This window comes from Bacillus sp. WC2503 (assembly GCF_052682895.1).
Genome location: NZ_JBQYMD010000001.1, coordinates 4,200,281 through 4,218,719 on the forward strand (window position 1 = coordinate 4,200,281; position 18,439 = coordinate 4,218,719).

The following is an 18,439-nucleotide window of genomic DNA, read 5'->3' on the forward strand; positions in this document are numbered from 1 at the left end:
AACATAACGAAGAGTAATGTTTCAGTTGATACTGATAATCGTTATCAACTAATTAAAAGTATACATGATGTTATTTCAAATTACAATACCTTTTCTAATTTTTATTTATGAATTTTTTGATATACAAATGTATACATTTTAAGAACATTTACTCACATTAATCTGCCATATTCCATTATCTGCTATAATTTTCATGAAACAGATTAATAACTTCTTAATCATGTTTTTATTAATTTCGTTCTAAATATTTATAAATTATAATAAACAGTTTTAAAAGGTAGGGGTAACGATGAAATATGTTAGCATTCGAAAAAAACTACTGTTCACACTCTTAAGCATTTCTTCCTTATTTAGCATTGCTCTTATTGTTATTCTTTCATTTGCGATGCATCAAGCAAGTGAAATCGAAACGTTAAAGAATGATGTATCGAAAAGAGCAACGATTTTAAAAGAACGTGGCGATTGGTTCCAAGCACAGGTCGCTGGTTTACAAGAATATTTACTATCACATGACCAAAAAGGATTGAATAAATTCAACCGGGAAGGAAAAAAACTAGCTGATACTAGGGAGAAAGTAACAAGTGATAAAAAACTCCCAGAAGGAATGAAAGAGGCCATTTTAATGGGAGCAAAATGGCGCAGCGTCGTAGATAATGAAGTCCTCCCTCTTGCGCGTGAAGGAAAATGGGATGAAGCATCCAAAATTGCTCTTGCTCAAACAGATTATGTAAATGACCTTTTAAGTCGTTTTACTAAATATACAAATGAAGAAAATGACAAACGGGATGTATTAATTGCTGACGTAGAGTCTTCTTCATCCCTTATTCAATATATTATTTTCTTCTCACTCATTACATGTACATTAACATCTATTCTATTGGCATGGTGGTTCTCTGGTAAACTCGTTAAACCGATTCGACAAATTGATGCGAAGTTAAAAGAATTAGCTTCGCAAGATGGCGATTTAACCGCTAGATTACACGTAACGAGTAAAGATGAAATTGGTGACATTGCAAATTCCTTTAATCAAATGCTTGCTAACTTACAGCGTATAATAAAGCAAGTTCAACAAACATCAACAAGTGTAAAAGAAGCTTCTGAAAATGTATTTATCGAAACAACTGCTTCTATGGAAAATACCACAAAATCGAAAGAGACTATGAATGCTCTTGTGCACAATATTCGTTCCCAAGTTTCTAGCATCGAAGAAAGTTCAACCGCAATGGATGATATCGCAACGGGTGTTCAGCGTATTGCAGAAACTGCATCTTCTGTCGCTAGCCTAGCTGTTACAACTTCTGAAAAAGCAGATGATGGAAATAAAGTCATTGAGAAGTCTATTACACAAATGCATACAATTAACGAAGCTGTTAACGCTACATCACAAGTGGTAGAGCGACTTATTACACATACGAATCATATTGATACTGCACTTCAATCTATTTCTAATATTGCCGAGCAGACGAATTTACTCGCTTTAAATGCTTCTATTGAAGCGGCCCGTGCTGGTGAACATGGAAAAGGATTCGCTGTTGTTGCCGATGAAGTACGAAAACTTGCTGAACAATCTCAGCTAGCAGCAACTGATATTAACCATTTACTTCATCAAATTCAAGCGGACACAAAAATAGCAAATGACATGATGACACAAGGTCAGTCAGAAGCTTCTGAAGGAATTACAGTCATTCGTACCGCTGGATCTTCATTCTCAGAAATTGTTAATCACATTAACAATGTATCTACACAAATACAAGAAATGTCTGCAACTACTGAAGAAATGGCCGCAAGTTCTGAAGAAATGAATGCAGCTTTAAATAATATCGCTTCTATTTCAAATGAAGTTGCTGCCGAAACATCACAAACAGCAACTTCAGCTGGTGACCAAGTAAACAAAATGAGTATCGTTGCTAAAAAATCATCAGAAATGAAAACAATTGTACAAGAACTTGAAGTGCTCGTTTCTCATTTCAAAACAAATGGTTAAAATGAAAATTCCATTCATACTTCTACGAACTCTAAATTGTTAGAAAGAGCGATTTAGAGTCTCTCTTTTTTCACGCTAAAATATCTCTTTCTATCTCCCATTCTGTCTGCTATAATTCCTAAAGGAAAGAGGAAAGCTTTATTCCTACTGGAATAAAGCTTTCTTTCAATTTTTTACATTAATTAATTCTAATACTAAGATTTTAAAAAGGAGGCTTTTTATCATATGAATTTTATAGGTATCAGAAAAAAACTAATGTTCATGATGGGAACGATTTGTGCTTTATTCGGCATTGCCTTAGCTTTTATTTTATTCTTTACCATGGATCAGTCTCATAAAGCTGAAACATTACAAAAAGAAATTTCTCCTCTTGCAACAGAATTGAAAGAGCGCGGAGACGCTTATCAAGTACAACTTTCTGCTTTAAGAGGTTATTTGCTACAACATGATCAAGTCGAATTAGACAAGTTTAATGAGATGAGTAAACGTCTTGAAGATACAAAAGGGCAACTTCTTTCTAACCCTAACACTTCTCAGTCCGTGAAAAGCACAATGGAATTAGGATCCACTTGGAGAAAGTTCATTGAAGAGAAAGTATTCACTCTTGCAAAAGAACAAAAATGGGAAGAAGCTTTACAAGTAGCTTCTACAGAAAATGGTACTGTTTATAAAGTAATTGGTGATTTCACAAATTACAGTAATGAACAAGCTAAATTACGCGAACAATCTATTGAAAAAATCGATCAATCTTCACTACGAATTGAATATGTTGTCTTCTTATCACTTGTTATTTGTATTGTAACTGCAATTATTCTTGCATGGTGGTTCTCTGGTAAGCTTGTAAAACCAATTCAACAAATTGATATTAAGCTAAAAGAATTAGCCTCTCAAGAAGGCGACTTAACAGCCCGTCTACAAGTAAATAGCAATGATGAAATCGGTGCAATTGCATCATCGTTTAATAAAATGTTAGAAAACCTGCAACATATCATTAATCGTGTTCAAAAAACATCTGTAGAAGTACAAACAGCTTCTGAAAATATGCTAGAAAAGACTAATACATCACGCGAGGCAACAATACGAGTTCAAAGCTCGATGTCCAACTTAAATTCAAGTATTCAATCGCAAACTTCTAGTATGGAAGAAAGCTCAACTGCGATGGATGATATGGCAATAAGCGTTCAACGCATCGCTGAATCTGCTTCATCTGTAGCCGAACTTGCTGTAGCTACATCTGAACATGCTAACGATGGAAGTACTGTTATCCAAAAATCTGTTTCACAAATGACAACGATACATGAAGCTGTAAATGCTACATCAGAAGTAGTCGAACGTCTAATCACCCATACGAAATATATTGATACGGCTGTACAATCTATTTCTAATATCGCTGAGCAAACAAACTTACTTGCTTTAAACGCTTCTATTGAAGCAGCTCGTGCTGGTGAGCAAGGAAAAGGATTTGCTGTCGTAGCTGATGAAGTTCGTAAACTTGCGGAACAATCTAAAACTGCTGCAACAGATATTAACCAATTACTAAATCAAATTCAAAATGATACAGAAACAGCTAGTTCTATGATGTCTAAAGGTCGTTCTGAAGCATTTGAAGGCATTACTGTCGTTCGTGAGGCTGGTACTTCTTTCACAACAATTGTTGAACAAGTAAATAAAGTATCAACTCAAATGCAAGACATATCAGCAACTGCTGAAGAAATGGCTGCAAGCGCTGAAGAAATGAACGCTTCACTTAATAACATCGCTTCTATTTCAAATGAAGTATCTAGTGAAACAGCCGCAACGGCACAATCTGCTGAGCAGAAAGTTATTGTTATGAATGAAATGAAAGTAACTGCAAGACAAATGAAACAAACGGTTGAAGAATTAGATCAACTCGTATCTCATTTTAAAACTGAATAGCTCAAAAAAATATTCCTCTTTCAAGAGGAATATTTTTTTGAGCTCATTCCCTGCACATTATACATATATCCGTTATAATGAGAATCGATATCATTAATCTGTAGGGGGTGCTACACATGTCACAACAAGCATTTGAAGAAAAATTATATGCAAACTTAGAAGCTGTTATTGATCCTGAACTAGGTGTTGATATTATCAATCTTGGATTAGTTTATGACGTTACAGCGGATGAAAATAATAATGCTATCATTACAATGACGATGACTTCTATCGGCTGCCCAATGGCTGGTCAAATCGTATCAGACGTTAAAAAAGTACTATCAACGAACGTACCTGAAGTAAACGAAATAGAAGTAAATGTCGTTTGGAATCCACCATGGTCGAAAGAACGTATGTCACGTATGGCGAAAATCGCATTAGGTATTCGTGACTAAATAAAGTGAAACTTTAATCAACCTACACCAATCCAGTGCTTGCTGGATAAAGAAAGACCTGACGTCATAGTCAGGTCTTTTTCTCTTATTATTTAACGCCTACTGCATCATAAGCTTTCGTTACAGCTTGTAACTCTTTAGAGTTTTTACCATATAAATCTTCTGCTGACTGAAGTGCTGCTTGACGCATCATTTTAAAGTCAGAGTTTGCAGTTAAATATTTAGTAAGAGCACGGTAGTAAATTTTTTCTGTCGCTTCACGGCCCACTCCAGTTACTTTCACGCCGTAATGCGTGCCACCGTCAGATACTAAGTACGCAGCTTTATTGTTAATACTACTGTTAATATGAACGCCGCCATTATCAGCTGTTCCAGTATAGCGTTTATTGTAATGATCTGGGTAACCTTCACCTGGTTTTAATGGGTTTGGAATAGATGCTGGATCTTTCAGAGAACGAAGCGCATCACCAGGTTTACCAGGTGTATAAATATCAGCACCTAAATCCCAGCTCTTCTTCTCAACCATGACACCCATAATATCAGATAACGATTCATTTAACGCACCTGATTCATTTTTATAAACAAGGTTTGCTGTATGCTCAGTTACAGCATGTGTTAATTCGTGCCCGATAACATCTAGGCCAGCAGATAATGGAATAAATGTCTTGCCATCTCCATCACCATACATCATTTGGATACCGTTCCAAGCTGCGTTATTCCAGCTTTCTCCTACGTGAACAGAGGAGATCAGCTTCGCGCCTTTATCATCGAAAGAGTTACGGTTAAATGTCTTTTTGTAGTAATCGTATACTTTCCCTGCATTTACATGCGCATCAACCGCTGCTTTGTCATCAAAGAACTTATTTTTACTTTCTACTTCGACACCTGTATATCCAAACCATTGTGAGAATATGTTAAACCAGTTTTCATCCATATTCTCTGCATCAAACGTATGAACACCTTGTCCACGCTTACCATCAAATAAATGGAATGCTCCTGTCTTCTCATTTTGAGCAATTTCAAATGATTGTCTAGCACCTAATACTCCGTAACCAAATCCTGTAATGTTATCTACAGCATTATATTTCTCAATCACATTTCCATTTGTTGCATCAACAAAGTAATGCCAATAGCCTGGAGCTGGTTTTGAAATCGATGCCTTAACTAAGTATGCAAGATAGTAGTTTCCATCTTTTTCATACACAAATAAATCTTTTTTCACACCATCATAATTCTTTACTTTACCAACTTCTTTTTCAATATCTGCCTTTGCAATTGTTTCTGCTTGTTCTGCACTAATACTTGCAAAGGTAGGAATATTTTTATCCTCTAAATTCGGAATAACTTGTCCGAAGAATGCTTTTACATTATTCTCTTTATCTAGTGTAACAGTTTGGTCTGAACCATACACAGGAATGTTATTATGTTTCTCAACTAACTTCACATGTGTCGTACCAGATTCAGCATCTTTTTCTTCCCCAACGACATTAAAATGTGTTTCAATATTTCCTGCTAGTTTAAACATATCTTTTTTACTCTCTAAATATTGAAAGACCGTCTCTTTTTTATCTAGTCCTTCCGGTGCTTTCCATTCTTCACCTATGTATGCAGGTGTTTTAAATTCTTGATGATATTGAATTTTTTGTTCTTCTGCTTTCGTTGTCGTTGCTCCAAACGTTCCAAATCCCCCGGCGATAACAGTTAACGCTAATGCTGATGAAATGACTTGCTTTTTCACTATAACATTCCCCATTCCCATAAAGATTTTTGACACTTTTATAAAATTCTGAATTTTTAACCCGATACCTCTTCCAAAAATTTGAGAAACATTTTTCAGATAATTCCACACAAAAAGAGGACACCCTATCAGGTGTCCTCTTTTTTATAAACATTTTGTTATTTTTTTAGCTCAATTGCTAAATAGTGTGATTGCTCTTTCGCTTGAATATGAATATCTTCTTCTACTGCTTCTGCCGCATCGCGCATAACAAGTATCTCACCATTTATCACACTACTTCCTTCAATTTGTACAAGGTACAATTGACGGCCTTCTTTCACAGGAAAATGAATTTCTTTTCCTGCCTCTAACGATAAAGAATATAAATTCGCGTCTTGGTGAATTTGAATTGGCGCATCACCGTCCACTGGGGAAACCATATGGAACCACTCATTTTCACGTTTACTCCAATCAAATTTAAACTCACCATAGTTTGGTTTATGATCAGCACGGTCTGGTAAAATCCAAATTTGTAATAAACGCAATGTTTCATTTCCTAAATTATGTTCACTATGAAATACACCAGTACCAGCACTCATATATTGAACATGTCCACGCTCAATTGTTCCTCTATTCCCCATGCTATCTTCATGTGTTAAGGCACCATCTACAACGTAAGAAATGATTTCCATATCGCGGTGCGGATGCATATCAAACCCAGTTTGTGCCGCTACTAAATCATCGTTAATAACACGTAACGCTCCAAAACTCATATTATTTGGATTGTAATAATTAGCAAAGGAAAAATGAAAATGTGTATTTAACCAACCGTGATTTGCTCTACCCATATTTTTATGATCAACTTTTCTAAACATATCCTTCACCTCATATTATCTCGAATTCAAGATTTACTTTAAAATTGTTTCTTACTGTAATTTTTTTAGTAATTTTAATAATTGATTTTGTTCTTCTATATTTAATTTATGAAACTGCTCCGCTTGGAACGTTTCCTGGGGCGGGACGATCTCCTCATATAAAGCTCTTCCCGTTTCTGTTAACGAAATATATTTCGTAGTACCTTCTTGTTCACGCCCAATCCAGTCCAGCTGCTCCATTTTATTTAAAAGCTGCGTGACATTTCCTTTCGTAACAAATAGCTTCTTCCCAAGCTCTTGCTGCGTTAAACGATTATGTCCTCCAACTTGAGCTAGTACATCAAACTGAGCGGCAGATACATTCCATTTTTTCAAATGCTGATTCGTCTCACGAATACTCTTGTTATAAAAACGTGATAAACGAAACCATAATAGTAGTCCTAATCTATCTTCTGTTTTCATTTCATCACCTCGCTCGTTTCATACTATTAGTTTAGAACTAAACTTTATAGAAGTCAATTACTTATTTTTAGTAAGTAACAAAGGAAGCATAGCGCTATTTCTCCACTATGCTTACATCAATTTTCTATTTTTATATTCATCTAATTTCCTCTCCGCGAACTTCTTCGCATCTTTCTCAATCCATCTCTCTTCATACGATTTACTTCCAACATACAATACTTCTCTCTTATGCTGCATCGCATGGCGAAATTCATGCAGTAGTGTTTTAAGCACTTGCTCATACTCATCCCACATACAAACGAAGATTAATTGTTTTTCTTTATGATAAAAACCACCTACGGGGAATAAAAACTCCTCTTCCTCTTCCCCTAATGATAGAAGTACATGATTTGCATCACACGTATCACAAAAAATAACTGGCGTTTTACATACTTCAATAAGAGAAAATAAATCCTCTCTAATCCTTTTGACATCCCAAGGAAGCTCCGAATCCAACACATACCAATTCTCCACCTGTTGATATACATTTTGAAACTGGAGTTCCATTTCTTTTTATTCCCCTTTCCAAGCTCTCTTTTTCTATATGTATGCCACAATATGGTAAATATTAAACATACTCTTTCCCCCTTTGAAAAATGACAATAAAAAGAACCTATATTAGTATAGGTTCTTTTCCATAATTACTTTTTTTTCATAATTTTTTTTAGTACAAAATAACCAATTGCGCAAACAATAGCAGCAAGTGCAAAATATTTCACATATGGCCCAGCTACTTTATTAATGCTTTCCCACTCTGAACCTAATTTAAATCCTAAATATACAAACACAATTGACCATGGAATAACAGCTAATGTAGTTAGCGTAATAAACTTAGCATGTGACATTTTCGCAATACCCGCTGGTATGGAAATAGCATGACGCACAACAGGAATAAAACGTGCCGTAAAGATAACGCCAGTTCCGTAACGATTAAACCAATCTTCTGCATAATCAATATGCTTTTTCTGAATTAAAATATATTTTCCATATCGCTCAAGAACAGGTCTTCCTCCGTATCGACCAATCCAATAAATAAATAGTTGTGCGATTACACCGCCAATTGTCCCGAACGCAACAGCTCCCCAAAATGTAATGCTTCCTGTTGATACTAAATAACCTGCATAAGACAATACGATTTCACTCGGAATAACTTCTAACATCAATCCAAGCATAATTCCCCAATAACCAAGTCCTTCTAGAAAAACTAAAACTGAATGAATCAACTCTCCTAACATCATTTACCTCTCTTTACTGTTTTCGTTACCAAAAATAAAAGTACAAGCAGTAAGTATCTTGTACTTTTACTTTTAAAATTTAGTTAGTCTTCGTATCCCACTTAAAGATTTTATTTAAAAATTTATATACATTCTTTGACTCTTTTGTCAGAAGTGGACCTAAGATGGATAGTATAAGCACGTATAGTGCTGAGAATGGTTTTAACACTGACATTAAACCACCTGCGATACCGATATTAGCCATAATGATGGAGAATTCTCCCCTTGAAACGATTGTTAATCCAATATTTGTAGAAGCTTTATGAGATAATCCAGCTTGTCTTCCTGCAATCATCCCTGCTACAAAGTTACCGATTATCGTAAGAAGTACCGCACCTAGCGTTAACCATATTGCTCCGCCTAACGAGAACGGATCGATACTTAACCCGAAGCTGAAGAAGAAAATTGCTCCGAAAAAGTCTCTAAATGGAACAACAAGATGTTCAATTCGATCACTATGCTCTGTCTCAGAGAAAACTAATCCTAAAAGAAGTGCTCCGATTGCTTCTGCAACGTGAATTGTTTCTGAAAAACCAGCGATGAAGAATAACGAAGCAAATACTACAATAATAAAGATTTCATCTGAACTAATATTGAGCAATTTATTTAATAACGGCGTTGCTTTTCTAGCCACAATAAAGAATAGAAGCATATATCCTAAAGCAATTCCAATTGAAGTAAGAGCACCTAAGAAGGAAGCATGATCCCCAAGTACTAAACCAGAAACGACTGATAAATATACAGCAAGGAATATATCTTCAAACATAATAATTCCTAAAATTAGTTCGGTTTCATTATTACCAGTTCTTCTTAAATCCACTAATACTTTCGCAACGATGGCACTAGAAGAAATCGTAATAATACCCGCAATAATTAAAATTTCTAGTAATGGGAATCCCATGATAAACCCGTATAATAATCCAAGTGAAAAGTTAATTAGAATATAGATTGTTCCACCAATCGCAATAGAACGTCCGGATTTAATTAGTTTCTTCATCGAAAATTCTAGCCCTAGATAGAAGAGAAGGAACAGAACGCCAATTCTTCCAAGGAAGGATATTACACTTGCACTTTCAATAAATTTGAGATCGATTACACCTATTGTCGGCGCGTGCGGCCCTACTAACATGCCAAGAACAATTAGAAAAGGAATTACTGAGAACTTAAACTTTCCAGCGATTACTGCTGCAATTGCCACTAGAACTAAAGCTGTACCAACTTCAAAAATTAAAGTATCCATCTAGTCAGTCCCCCTATTCGAAAGTAACTCATTAATAATTTTTTTAATTTCTTCTCTCTCACCTGAAACTACTAGCATATCGCCTTCTTCAATTACTGTTTCTGGTCCTGGATTAAATAGCTTTTTCATATTCTTTTTCATAACTGCAATTATCGTTACGCTATACGTTTTTCTTATTTCAAGATCACCAATTGTTTTTCCGATTGCTGGAGCTGCATTCTCCACTTTAAACCACTCAATCGCTAAACCTTCAAAGACCATCTCAACATTTTCTAATGCCCTAGGCTTATATACCATTCCACCTAATATTGCTGCAACTTGTCTTGCTTCTGAGTCACGTAATGAAATACTAGAAATACTTTCTTCATGATCTGAATCAAAATGATACATTTCTCTACGTCCGTCATCATGAATCACAATCACCATTTTTTCGTTACCTTTCGTAACGATTTGAAATTTATACCCAATACCTGGAAGTTCACTTTCTCTAATATTCATATTTAGCTCCTCCTCAACAATTTTATTTGAATTTTCTGTTTTTCAGTCTTTTGTTCATCCAACCAATTTTAGAAATTCTAACCACTCCGGATACTTATGATTTGGAAATCTTTTATTGTAATAATAAGTGGCCCCTAGAAAAATACTTGAAGATGTAACGATAAAAAATACATTGCTTCTCATTTTTAAACTCTCAAGGCTTACTTTCAATAAAGTTTCTTCTTTCAAATTATCCCCACTTTCTCGCTTTACATTTAGTTTTTTAAAATGTAAATAATTCTAAAAATATTACGATGTAACATAATCATAACATAAAACGCATTTAAGTAACATCATTTTTAGAAAAATTGATTCTAGTATATTTTTTGCATATAATTTTCTTATTACAGAAAAAAGGAAGTGTATTATATGGTTGATATCTTTAGCAGATTCCTTGAAGTAACGAATAATATTTTATGGTCATATATTCTTATTGCAATGCTAATCGGCTTCGGTCTTTATTTCTCTTTCAAATTAAAATTTGTCCAAATTACTCATTTCAGTGAGATGGTCAGTTTAATTAGTAAAGGATTTAATCGAAAAGAAAAAAAGAAAGATAGCATCTCTCCATTCCAAGCATTTTGCTTAAGTGCAGCCGCTCGCATTGGTATCGGGAACTTAGCTGGTGTAGCATTAGCAATTTCAATGGGAGGACCTGGTGCAATATTTTGGATGTGGTTTATCGCGATTCTCGGAGCAGCTACTAGTTTTGTAGAATGTACGCTCGCGCAAATTTATAAAGTAAAAGATGGACGCAGGTTCCGTGGTGGCCCAGCATATTACATGGAAAAAGGGTTAAACAAACGCTGGATGGGTGTCTGGTTTTCACTTCTTATTACAGTTGCGTACGGATTAATTTTCAATTCAGTACAAGCAAATACAGTAACAATAGCGTTTGAAAATGCTTTCGGATTAGAGCGAACGATCGTAGGAGCTATACTAGCTTTACTAGTTGCAGTTATTATTTTCGGCGGTATTAAGAGCATTTCACGCATTACAGAAATGATTGTTCCCCCAATGGCAATTGTTTATATTGGTGTGGCTATTTTTGTCGTGATTAACAACTTCAATATGTTACCAAGCATTTTCATGGAAATCTTTAACGGTGCATTCGGTTTAGACCAAGCCATCGCTGGTGGTATTGGAGCAGCTATCAAGTTCGGAATCCAACGCGGTTTATTCGCGACAGAAGCAGGTATGGGGAGCTCTCCTAATGCAGCAGCAACATCTGATGTATCTCATCCTGTAAAACAAGGACTTGTTCAAGCATTAGGTGTTTTCGTAGATACATTCTTAGTATGTACATCAACAGCGTTTATCGTATTATGTTCTGGACTTTACAAAGGATCAAATTTAGAAGGTATTGAATTAACACAGCAAGCATTAAGTTCACAAATTGGACCGTGGGCAAGCACTTTCTTAGCGATTATTATTTTCCTCTTCGCTTTCAGCTCCTTACTAGGAAACTACTATTATGGTGAAACAAATATCGCATTCATTAAAGAAAGCAAAACATGGTTAATGATTTATCGCGTTGCAGTTGTCGGAATGGTGTTCTTCGGATCAATCGCTGCCCTTCAAACTGTTTGGAGTTTAGCTGATTTATTCATGGGACTAATGGTATTCACAAACTTAATTGCCATCTCATTCCTTAGCAAATTTGCCTATGCAGCATTAGTAGACTACATTAAGCAAAAGAAACAAGGTAAAGATCCTGTCTTCCTTGCAAGTTCTATCCCTGGCTTAAAGAATACAGAGTGTTGGGATGGGCAGGATGTAGAAGAAAAACAAAAGGCTGTTTAACAAACAAAGGCCCTATTACTTCACCGTAATAGGGCCTTTTATTTACAACAGTTCATAATTTGTTCAAATTAATTCCAGCAAAAGGGTTGATTTATACAAATTACTAGATTATAATAATTATAAATTAGTAATTGATATAACATAACAACTCAAAAGGAGATTGATCATAATGAACAAACAAGTAATCGAAGTATTAAACAAACAAGTAGCAGACTGGAGCGTTTTATTTACAAAATTACACAACTTCCATTGGTACGTAAAAGGACCTCAATTCTTCACATTACACGAGAAATTCGAAGAACTTTACACAGAATCAGCTACTCACATCGATGAAATTGCAGAACGCATTTTAGCAATTGGCGGCAAACCAGTAGCAACAATGAAAGAATACTTAGAACTATCTTCTATTCAAGAAGCAGCTTACGGAGAAACTGCAGAAGGGATGGTCGAGGCAATCATGAAAGACTACGAAATGATGCTAGTCGAACTGAAAAAAGGCATGGAAATCGCTCAAGACTCTGACGATGAAATGACATCTGACCTACTACTAGGCATCTACACAGAACTAGAAAAACACGCTTGGATGCTACGTGCGTTCTTGAATCAATAATAGATTTTAAAGCGGAGGTAGCTTGCTCAGAATGTGAGGGGGATGGAGCTTTTAACGTAGAGGCGCTCTTTGCCTCGCAGGAAAAAGCGAAGCCACCGAACATTCTAGCTACCGGAGCTGGATATTATGTAAAAGCGGAAGCGACTCGTTCAGAGTCGCTTTTTTTATGTAATGGTTGCATTTAACGGTACACGAAATTATATCAACGATTTTTCAAATATATCGATCATAACTCGCAATATATCAACGATTTTTTCATTATATCGATCATTACAAGCAATATATCAACGATTCGACAAAGGATATCAATTTATCGACAAATCACGACAATATTAACACACCCCTCGCCCTACTTTTATCAATATATTACAATCTCATCTATGTTAAAATATAGGAAACACCTTTTAGTAAAATAGATCCAAAAAGCTTTTCCAAATTCATCATTTACTACTTAAATGGCGGGAGTGGTTCAGTTGAAAGACTACTTAATTAGAGCATTTTTTGCGTTAATAACAGTTGGAATCGTCTTACTTATAGCTAATATTTTCAATATACGTGTCGAGGTGAAAGACTATGCTTTCCTCGTTGTCGTAGCAATTGGTGGCGGCTGGGGTGGCTGGTACCTGTATAAAAAACAAAGTAATCAAAATGATAAAGGCATTCCAAAGTAATATGGAATGCCTTCTTTTATTTCCGTCTATAATAAATAACAAAATTCAAACCACTGATACAACCAATCGCAATAAACATAGAAAACGATTGTCCATCTCCACCTAGACTATATTCATCAATGATAAATCCAGACATAAACAATGTTATCGCTGAAACACCAACACACAATATCGAAATAAACCAAAGCGAAAACTCATTAATCAGCTCTTTCTTCTGTCTTAAAACAATTAGCATAACAAGAATAGACGCTGCTAAAATACTTTTAAAAACAGGACGTAAATACACAAACTCCTCCATCTATTCCTCCTTTCCGAAAAACTATATATTCTAACATTAATATATTTAACTAAATTAGAAACACATGTCTTTTTACGATAAAAAAGACATGTGTTTCTATAAATCGCTATAAAAACGTACTATGATAATTGCTTCCACTTCGTCCCCAAGACAGGACGCTCGTAATTTTGGATTTCATGAATTAGTTTATCTGCCGTCTCAGCGGAAACAATTAACTCTTTATTCGATGGATTCATAAAGCCTTCTTCTGCTGCCCGTTCAACCATTTGCAAAATTGGTCCGTAAAAGTCTTTTATGTTCAATAAACCAACCGGCTTATTATGTATACCAATTTGTGACCAACATACTACTTCAAAGAGCTCTTCAAACGTTCCATATCCGCCTGGTAATGCAATGAAAGCATCCGCAAGCTCTGCCATTTTCGCCTTGCGCTCATGCATCGTTTCTACCTCAATTAATTCTGTTAATCCTGTATGTACGATTTCTCCTCGAAATAGACCACGCGGCATAACACCTGTTACACGTCCGCCTAAACGAAGAACTTCGTTTGCTACTTCTCCCATTAATCCAACGCATGAACCACCGTATACGAGCTCATAGTCGTTCTCAACAAACATTTTTCCTAACTGGATTGCCTGCTCTTTAAACTCTGGTCTCTCCCCTAAATTGGAACCTGCAAACACACAAATCTTTCTCATTCCTACACCCCGAAACTATATATTGTTATGATACAATTGACATTGTACAACATATTGAGGAGATGAGGAAGAAATGGATATCGTTGCATTTCAAAGATGGGTTGAGGAATTTTACGAAAAACGAAGCTGGTCACAGTATAATGCCTTTATTCGCTTAAATTTCTTAACTGAAGAAGTTGGAGAAGTTTCACGAGTTGTTCGCGCTATTGAAATCGGCCGCGATCGTCCTGATGAAGATGCGAAAACAGAAGAAGAGCTAAAACAAGAACTAAAAGAAGAACTTGGTGATGTACTATCTAACCTTATTATTCTTTCGCAAAAATATGATTTGGATTTACAAGACATTATGGACGCACACGTCACAAAGCTTTCGAAAAGGTTCGAAGCACTCAAATGAGAATATTATCAATTATGGTATAATATTCTTGTCACAATACTAAGGGGGATTTTATGTTATCTAAAAAATTGCATAACGCATTAAATGAACAAATGAACTTTGAATTTTACTCTGCCCACGCCTATATGGCAATGGCTGCTTACTGTACAGCTGAGAGCTATGATGGATTCGCTAACTTTTTCCTTGTACAAGCTGAAGAAGAGCGTTTCCACGCAATGAAGCTTTACAACTATATTAACGACCGCGGTGAGCGCGCTATTATTACTGGATTCGATAATCCAAATAACGAATACGAATCTGTATTGAACGCTTTTGAAGTCGCACTTGAGCACGAGCGTGAAGTAACGAAACGTATTTATCACTTATCTGATATTGCTTGGGATGAGCGTGAGCATGCAACAATTACATTCTTAAAATGGTTCGTTGATGAGCAAGTAGAAGAAGAAGCTTCATTCGATAGCATCATTCAAAAATTAAAACGTATTACAAGCGATTCAAACGCACTATTTATGCTAGATGCTGAATTAGAGAAACGTACATTTACGCCTCCAACTGAGTAGTATTTTAATCACCTTAATGCATGTATTAAGGTGATTTTTTTATTTGCTTTCTATCTTAAAATCACCTTAAATTTCCTAGCATTTGACATAGAACTAGTTAATAAATGGTATTATTTTCAATATAAAGTGAAACTTTGATCCGTGGGGGGTTCGTTCATCCACCACGGATTATTAGTTGAACTAATCGGGTCTTTACAGGCAGTTGATCTCCCACCTAACCTCTTTGCCCCCGCCAAATTTTGAGGTGGGAGTCTTACTGCTCGTTAATGCGGGATAAAACAATATGTGAGGAGAGAAAAAATGAATCAACGTGTAGAAGCTGTTGATGCAATTCGTGGTTTCGCTTTATTTGGCATTTTATTTGTTAATATAACATTAATTCAATTCGGGTTATTCGCTAATGAAAAACCCACTTATATTTTCGGAAAACTCGATGAAAGTGCTAATTGGTTTATTCAATTTTTCGGCACACAAAATTTCATTTCCCTATTCTCTTTTTTATTTGGGCTTAGCATTATTTTGTTACAAAAAAGTATTATCGCAAAAGGAAAAAAGTTTTTCCCCACATATATAAGACGTATTAGCATTCTTTTACTACTAGGTTTCATTCACGGTACCTTTATTTGGTCCGGAGATATTTTATTTGCATACGGACTTATCGGGATTTTCTTAATGATGTTTATAAATAGAAAACCAAAAACATTATTGATTTGGGCAACTATTCTACTCGCACTCATTACACTTATGTCTTATCAAACTGATCCAAATACAAATATTAATGATTTTGCTCCTTATATTGAAAAAGAGCATAAAGTTCATGAAACTGGAAGCTATATGGATCATGTCAACTTTAGGTTAACTGAAAGTCCTTTCGATTATATTGGGATTAACGGTTTCTTCGGACTAGTTTTCATATCAATTTTCGCAATAATTTTTATGTCCCCACTTTTCTTACTCGGAATGTATGTAGGAAAAAAGGGCTGGCTATTTGAGATTGATAAACACATACCTTCTATCAAAAAGATTTGGCTTATCACTGGTATTTTCTCTTTTACAATTAAAATCTTAGCCGTGTTCGTAAAGCATCCAATTTTAATTATGTTACACGATGGCCTTACATCAGTAACCATGACATTCTTTTACGGAAGCACCATTATTTTATTATTCCATTACAAAAAAGCATCGCGCTTACTAACATATATGGCGAATATGGGGAAAATGTCGGTTAGTAATTACTTAGCTCAATCCATTATCACAACAACAATTTTTTACGCATACGGCTTTGGCTTATTCGGTAAAATCGGATATTTCTTCGGTATTCTTTTGACCATTGGAATTTATACAATTCAATTATTCGTTAGCACCTATTGGCTACAGAAATACCGAATGGGCCCTATAGAATATGCGTGGAGAATGGGAACTTATTTAGAGAGACCACGATTTAAAAAAGACTTGGATAAAGCAAGTTAAACAAAAAAAGCAATGAGCCTACGCTCATTGCTTTTCTTAATTTATTAAAGCATAACCCCAACAATAATCGCTGATAATATACTTACTAACGTTGCACCGTATACAAGTTTTAGTCCGAATGATGATACAACATTTGCTTGTTTGCCATCGATACTCTTTGTTGCACCTGCGATAATTCCGATAGATGAGAAGTTCGCAAATGATACAAGGAAGATAGATAAAATACCTACTGTACGAGTTGATAAATCACCAGCTACTTTTCCAAGGTCAAGCATTGCAACGAATTCGTTCGTTACTAATTTTGTTGCCATAATTTGTCCCGCTGCTAGCATCTCTGATGTTGGAATACCCATTACGAATGCTAATGGTGAGAAGATATATCCTAAAATGCTTTGGAATGTGATTCCGAAAATTGAATCGAATACACCGTTAATTGCTGTAATTAATGCTACGAAACCGATTAACATCGCCGCTACTGTTACAGCGATAGAGAAACCAAGCATAATATATTCGCCTAACATTTCAAAGAATGTTTGTTTCTTATCTTCTTGTAATTCTAAAATATCGTCTTCTTCTTTCACTTCATATGGATTGATAATATGAACGATAATGAATCCACTAAATAAGTTTAATACAAGTGCTGTTACTACATATTTTGGATCAATCATTTTCATATAAGAACCGACGATTGACATTGATACTGTTGACATTGAAGATGCACAAAGTGTGTATAAACGATTTTTCGGTAATTTGCTTAATTGATCTTTTACTGTAATAAATACTTCACCTTGACCAACAATTGCAGCTGCTACTGCATTATATGATTCTAGTTTTCCTAAACCGTTAATTTTACTTAGTACGAAACCGACTGCACGAATGATAATCGGTAAAACTTTAATATGTTGCAAGATCCCAATTAATACCGCTAAGAAAATAATCGGTAATAATACTGTTAAGAAGAATGGTGCTTGTCCATCGTTCGCTAAACCACCAAATACGAAATTAACCCCAGCTTCCGCAAATTTTAAAATAGCGCCAAATCCATCTGCAATCCCTTTTACTAATACAAATCCGACCTTTGTATTTAATAAGAAATACGCAAGTACCAATTGAATGACAAGCATAAGTGCAATTGGCTTATATTTAATTTTCTTACGATCTGAACTTATAAGGAAACCTAGTACAAACACTACAAGTAAACCAACTAGAAACATTACTATTTTCATATGTGAATCCTCCACTTCTCCCACGAGTTATTGGTCGTATAACGTATAACGAATGACGTCTGACCATTGACGTTAAAAAAATTTAAAACCCCTAAATACTATTCAACTGTTATCTAAAATCAGTAAGCGTTTACATAAATTGCAATTTATAAAAGGTAGCCTCTTCTCTCCTACCGTATTAAAAGTCTGAAATTGATACCACCTACAAATCAAATTGTAAGCGTTAT

19 protein-coding genes are annotated in these 18,439 nt (G+C 35.3%); 9 read left to right on the top strand and 10 right to left on the bottom strand.

Going from position 1 to position 18,439, the window contains the following annotated elements; all coding sequences use genetic code 11:
- The first annotated feature begins 289 nt into the window (after positions 1-289).
- The 3 genes from ACUN26_RS21780 (at position 290) to ACUN26_RS21790 (ending at position 4,335) form a co-directional block, all read left to right on the top strand.
- Positions 290-1,984, top strand: coding sequence for a methyl-accepting chemotaxis protein (locus ACUN26_RS21780; RefSeq protein ID WP_000878427.1), 1,695 nt, complete (start codon positions 290-292; stop codon positions 1,982-1,984).
- Between the two features lie 225 nt (positions 1,985-2,209).
- Complete coding sequence (locus ACUN26_RS21785; RefSeq protein ID WP_445540886.1) at positions 2,210-3,901, top strand: methyl-accepting chemotaxis protein; 1,692 nt, start codon at positions 2,210-2,212, stop codon at positions 3,899-3,901.
- Between the two features lie 116 nt (positions 3,902-4,017).
- A complete protein-coding gene (locus ACUN26_RS21790) occupies positions 4,018-4,335 on the top strand; it encodes a metal-sulfur cluster assembly factor (protein WP_000082520.1) in 318 nt (105 codons plus the stop codon).
- 88 nt (positions 4,336-4,423) lie between these two features.
- Here ACUN26_RS21790 and nprB read toward each other — a convergent pair whose 3' ends face one another.
- From nprB to ACUN26_RS21825, 7 genes are all read right to left on the bottom strand, one after another.
- Positions 4,424-6,073, bottom strand: a complete 1,650-nt coding sequence (gene nprB, locus ACUN26_RS21795) for a neutral protease NprB (protein ID WP_033657331.1) — start codon at positions 6,071-6,073, stop codon at positions 4,424-4,426.
- A 158-nt stretch (positions 6,074-6,231) separates the two neighbouring features.
- Positions 6,232-6,927 carry a pirin family protein gene (locus ACUN26_RS21800; RefSeq protein ID WP_000488949.1) on the bottom strand — a complete coding sequence of 232 codons (696 nt, stop codon included), beginning with the start codon at positions 6,925-6,927 and terminating at the stop codon, positions 6,232-6,234.
- Positions 6,928-6,978: 51 nt separating this feature from the next.
- Positions 6,979-7,389 carry a MarR family winged helix-turn-helix transcriptional regulator gene (locus ACUN26_RS21805; RefSeq protein WP_000845485.1) on the bottom strand — a complete coding sequence of 137 codons (411 nt, stop codon included), beginning with the start codon at positions 7,387-7,389 and terminating at the stop codon, positions 6,979-6,981.
- A 111-nt stretch (positions 7,390-7,500) separates the two neighbouring features.
- A complete protein-coding gene (locus ACUN26_RS21810; RefSeq protein ID WP_000422813.1) occupies positions 7,501-7,935 on the bottom strand; it encodes a DUF3920 family protein in 435 nt (144 codons plus the stop codon).
- A 134-nt stretch (positions 7,936-8,069) separates the two neighbouring features.
- Positions 8,070-8,663 (bottom strand): DedA family protein, encoded by a 594-nt coding sequence (locus ACUN26_RS21815; protein WP_000900210.1) that lies wholly within the window; start codon positions 8,661-8,663, stop codon positions 8,070-8,072.
- Positions 8,664-8,742: 79 nt separating this feature from the next.
- Positions 8,743-9,942 (bottom strand): cation:proton antiporter, encoded by a 1,200-nt coding sequence (locus ACUN26_RS21820; RefSeq protein WP_000380223.1) that lies wholly within the window; start codon positions 9,940-9,942, stop codon positions 8,743-8,745.
- Positions 9,943-10,440: a cation:proton antiporter regulatory subunit gene (locus ACUN26_RS21825; RefSeq protein WP_001026079.1), complete on the bottom strand. Its 498-nt coding sequence runs from the start codon at positions 10,438-10,440 to the stop codon at positions 9,943-9,945.
- A 408-nt stretch (positions 10,441-10,848) separates the two neighbouring features.
- Between ACUN26_RS21825 and ACUN26_RS21830 the strand changes: the two genes are divergently transcribed.
- The 3 genes from ACUN26_RS21830 (at position 10,849) to ACUN26_RS21840 (ending at position 13,563) form a co-directional block, all read left to right on the top strand.
- Complete coding sequence (locus ACUN26_RS21830) at positions 10,849-12,282, top strand: alanine/glycine:cation symporter family protein (RefSeq protein WP_000227598.1); 1,434 nt, start codon at positions 10,849-10,851, stop codon at positions 12,280-12,282.
- A gap of 169 nt (positions 12,283-12,451) precedes the next feature.
- Complete coding sequence (locus tag ACUN26_RS21835) at positions 12,452-12,892, top strand: Dps family protein (RefSeq protein ID WP_001041895.1); 441 nt, start codon at positions 12,452-12,454, stop codon at positions 12,890-12,892.
- Between the two features lie 473 nt (positions 12,893-13,365).
- The gene (locus ACUN26_RS21840) at positions 13,366-13,563 is read left to right on the top strand and encodes a hypothetical protein (protein WP_000656329.1); all 198 of its coding nucleotides are present in this window, start codon (positions 13,366-13,368) and stop codon (positions 13,561-13,563) included.
- Positions 13,564-13,579: 16 nt separating this feature from the next.
- On the opposite strand, the gene ACUN26_RS21845 is transcribed toward ACUN26_RS21840, so the two are convergent.
- Positions 13,580-13,861, bottom strand: coding sequence for a hypothetical protein (locus tag ACUN26_RS21845; RefSeq protein WP_000390904.1), 282 nt, complete (start codon positions 13,859-13,861; stop codon positions 13,580-13,582).
- Positions 13,862-13,980: 119 nt separating this feature from the next.
- The gene (locus tag ACUN26_RS21850; protein WP_001225748.1) at positions 13,981-14,559 is read right to left on the bottom strand and encodes an LOG family protein; all 579 of its coding nucleotides are present in this window, start codon (positions 14,557-14,559) and stop codon (positions 13,981-13,983) included.
- Positions 14,560-14,632: 73 nt separating this feature from the next.
- Between ACUN26_RS21850 and ACUN26_RS21855 the strand changes: the two genes are divergently transcribed.
- The 3 genes from ACUN26_RS21855 (at position 14,633) to ACUN26_RS21865 (ending at position 16,986) form a co-directional block, all read left to right on the top strand.
- Positions 14,633-14,956 (top strand): MazG nucleotide pyrophosphohydrolase domain-containing protein, encoded by a 324-nt coding sequence (locus tag ACUN26_RS21855; RefSeq protein WP_000355745.1) that lies wholly within the window; start codon positions 14,633-14,635, stop codon positions 14,954-14,956.
- Between the two features lie 53 nt (positions 14,957-15,009).
- On the top strand, positions 15,010-15,516 hold the full coding sequence (locus ACUN26_RS21860) for a ferritin (protein WP_000949410.1): 507 nt from the start codon (positions 15,010-15,012) through the stop codon (positions 15,514-15,516).
- Positions 15,517-15,816: 300 nt separating this feature from the next.
- Positions 15,817-16,986 (top strand): DUF418 domain-containing protein, encoded by a 1,170-nt coding sequence (locus tag ACUN26_RS21865; RefSeq protein WP_001076340.1) that lies wholly within the window; start codon positions 15,817-15,819, stop codon positions 16,984-16,986.
- 44 nt (positions 16,987-17,030) lie between these two features.
- On the opposite strand, the gene ACUN26_RS21870 is transcribed toward ACUN26_RS21865, so the two are convergent.
- Positions 17,031-18,212 carry a NupC/NupG family nucleoside CNT transporter gene (locus ACUN26_RS21870; protein WP_000706852.1) on the bottom strand — a complete coding sequence of 394 codons (1,182 nt, stop codon included), beginning with the start codon at positions 18,210-18,212 and terminating at the stop codon, positions 17,031-17,033.
- Positions 18,213-18,439: the final 227 nt, after the last annotated feature.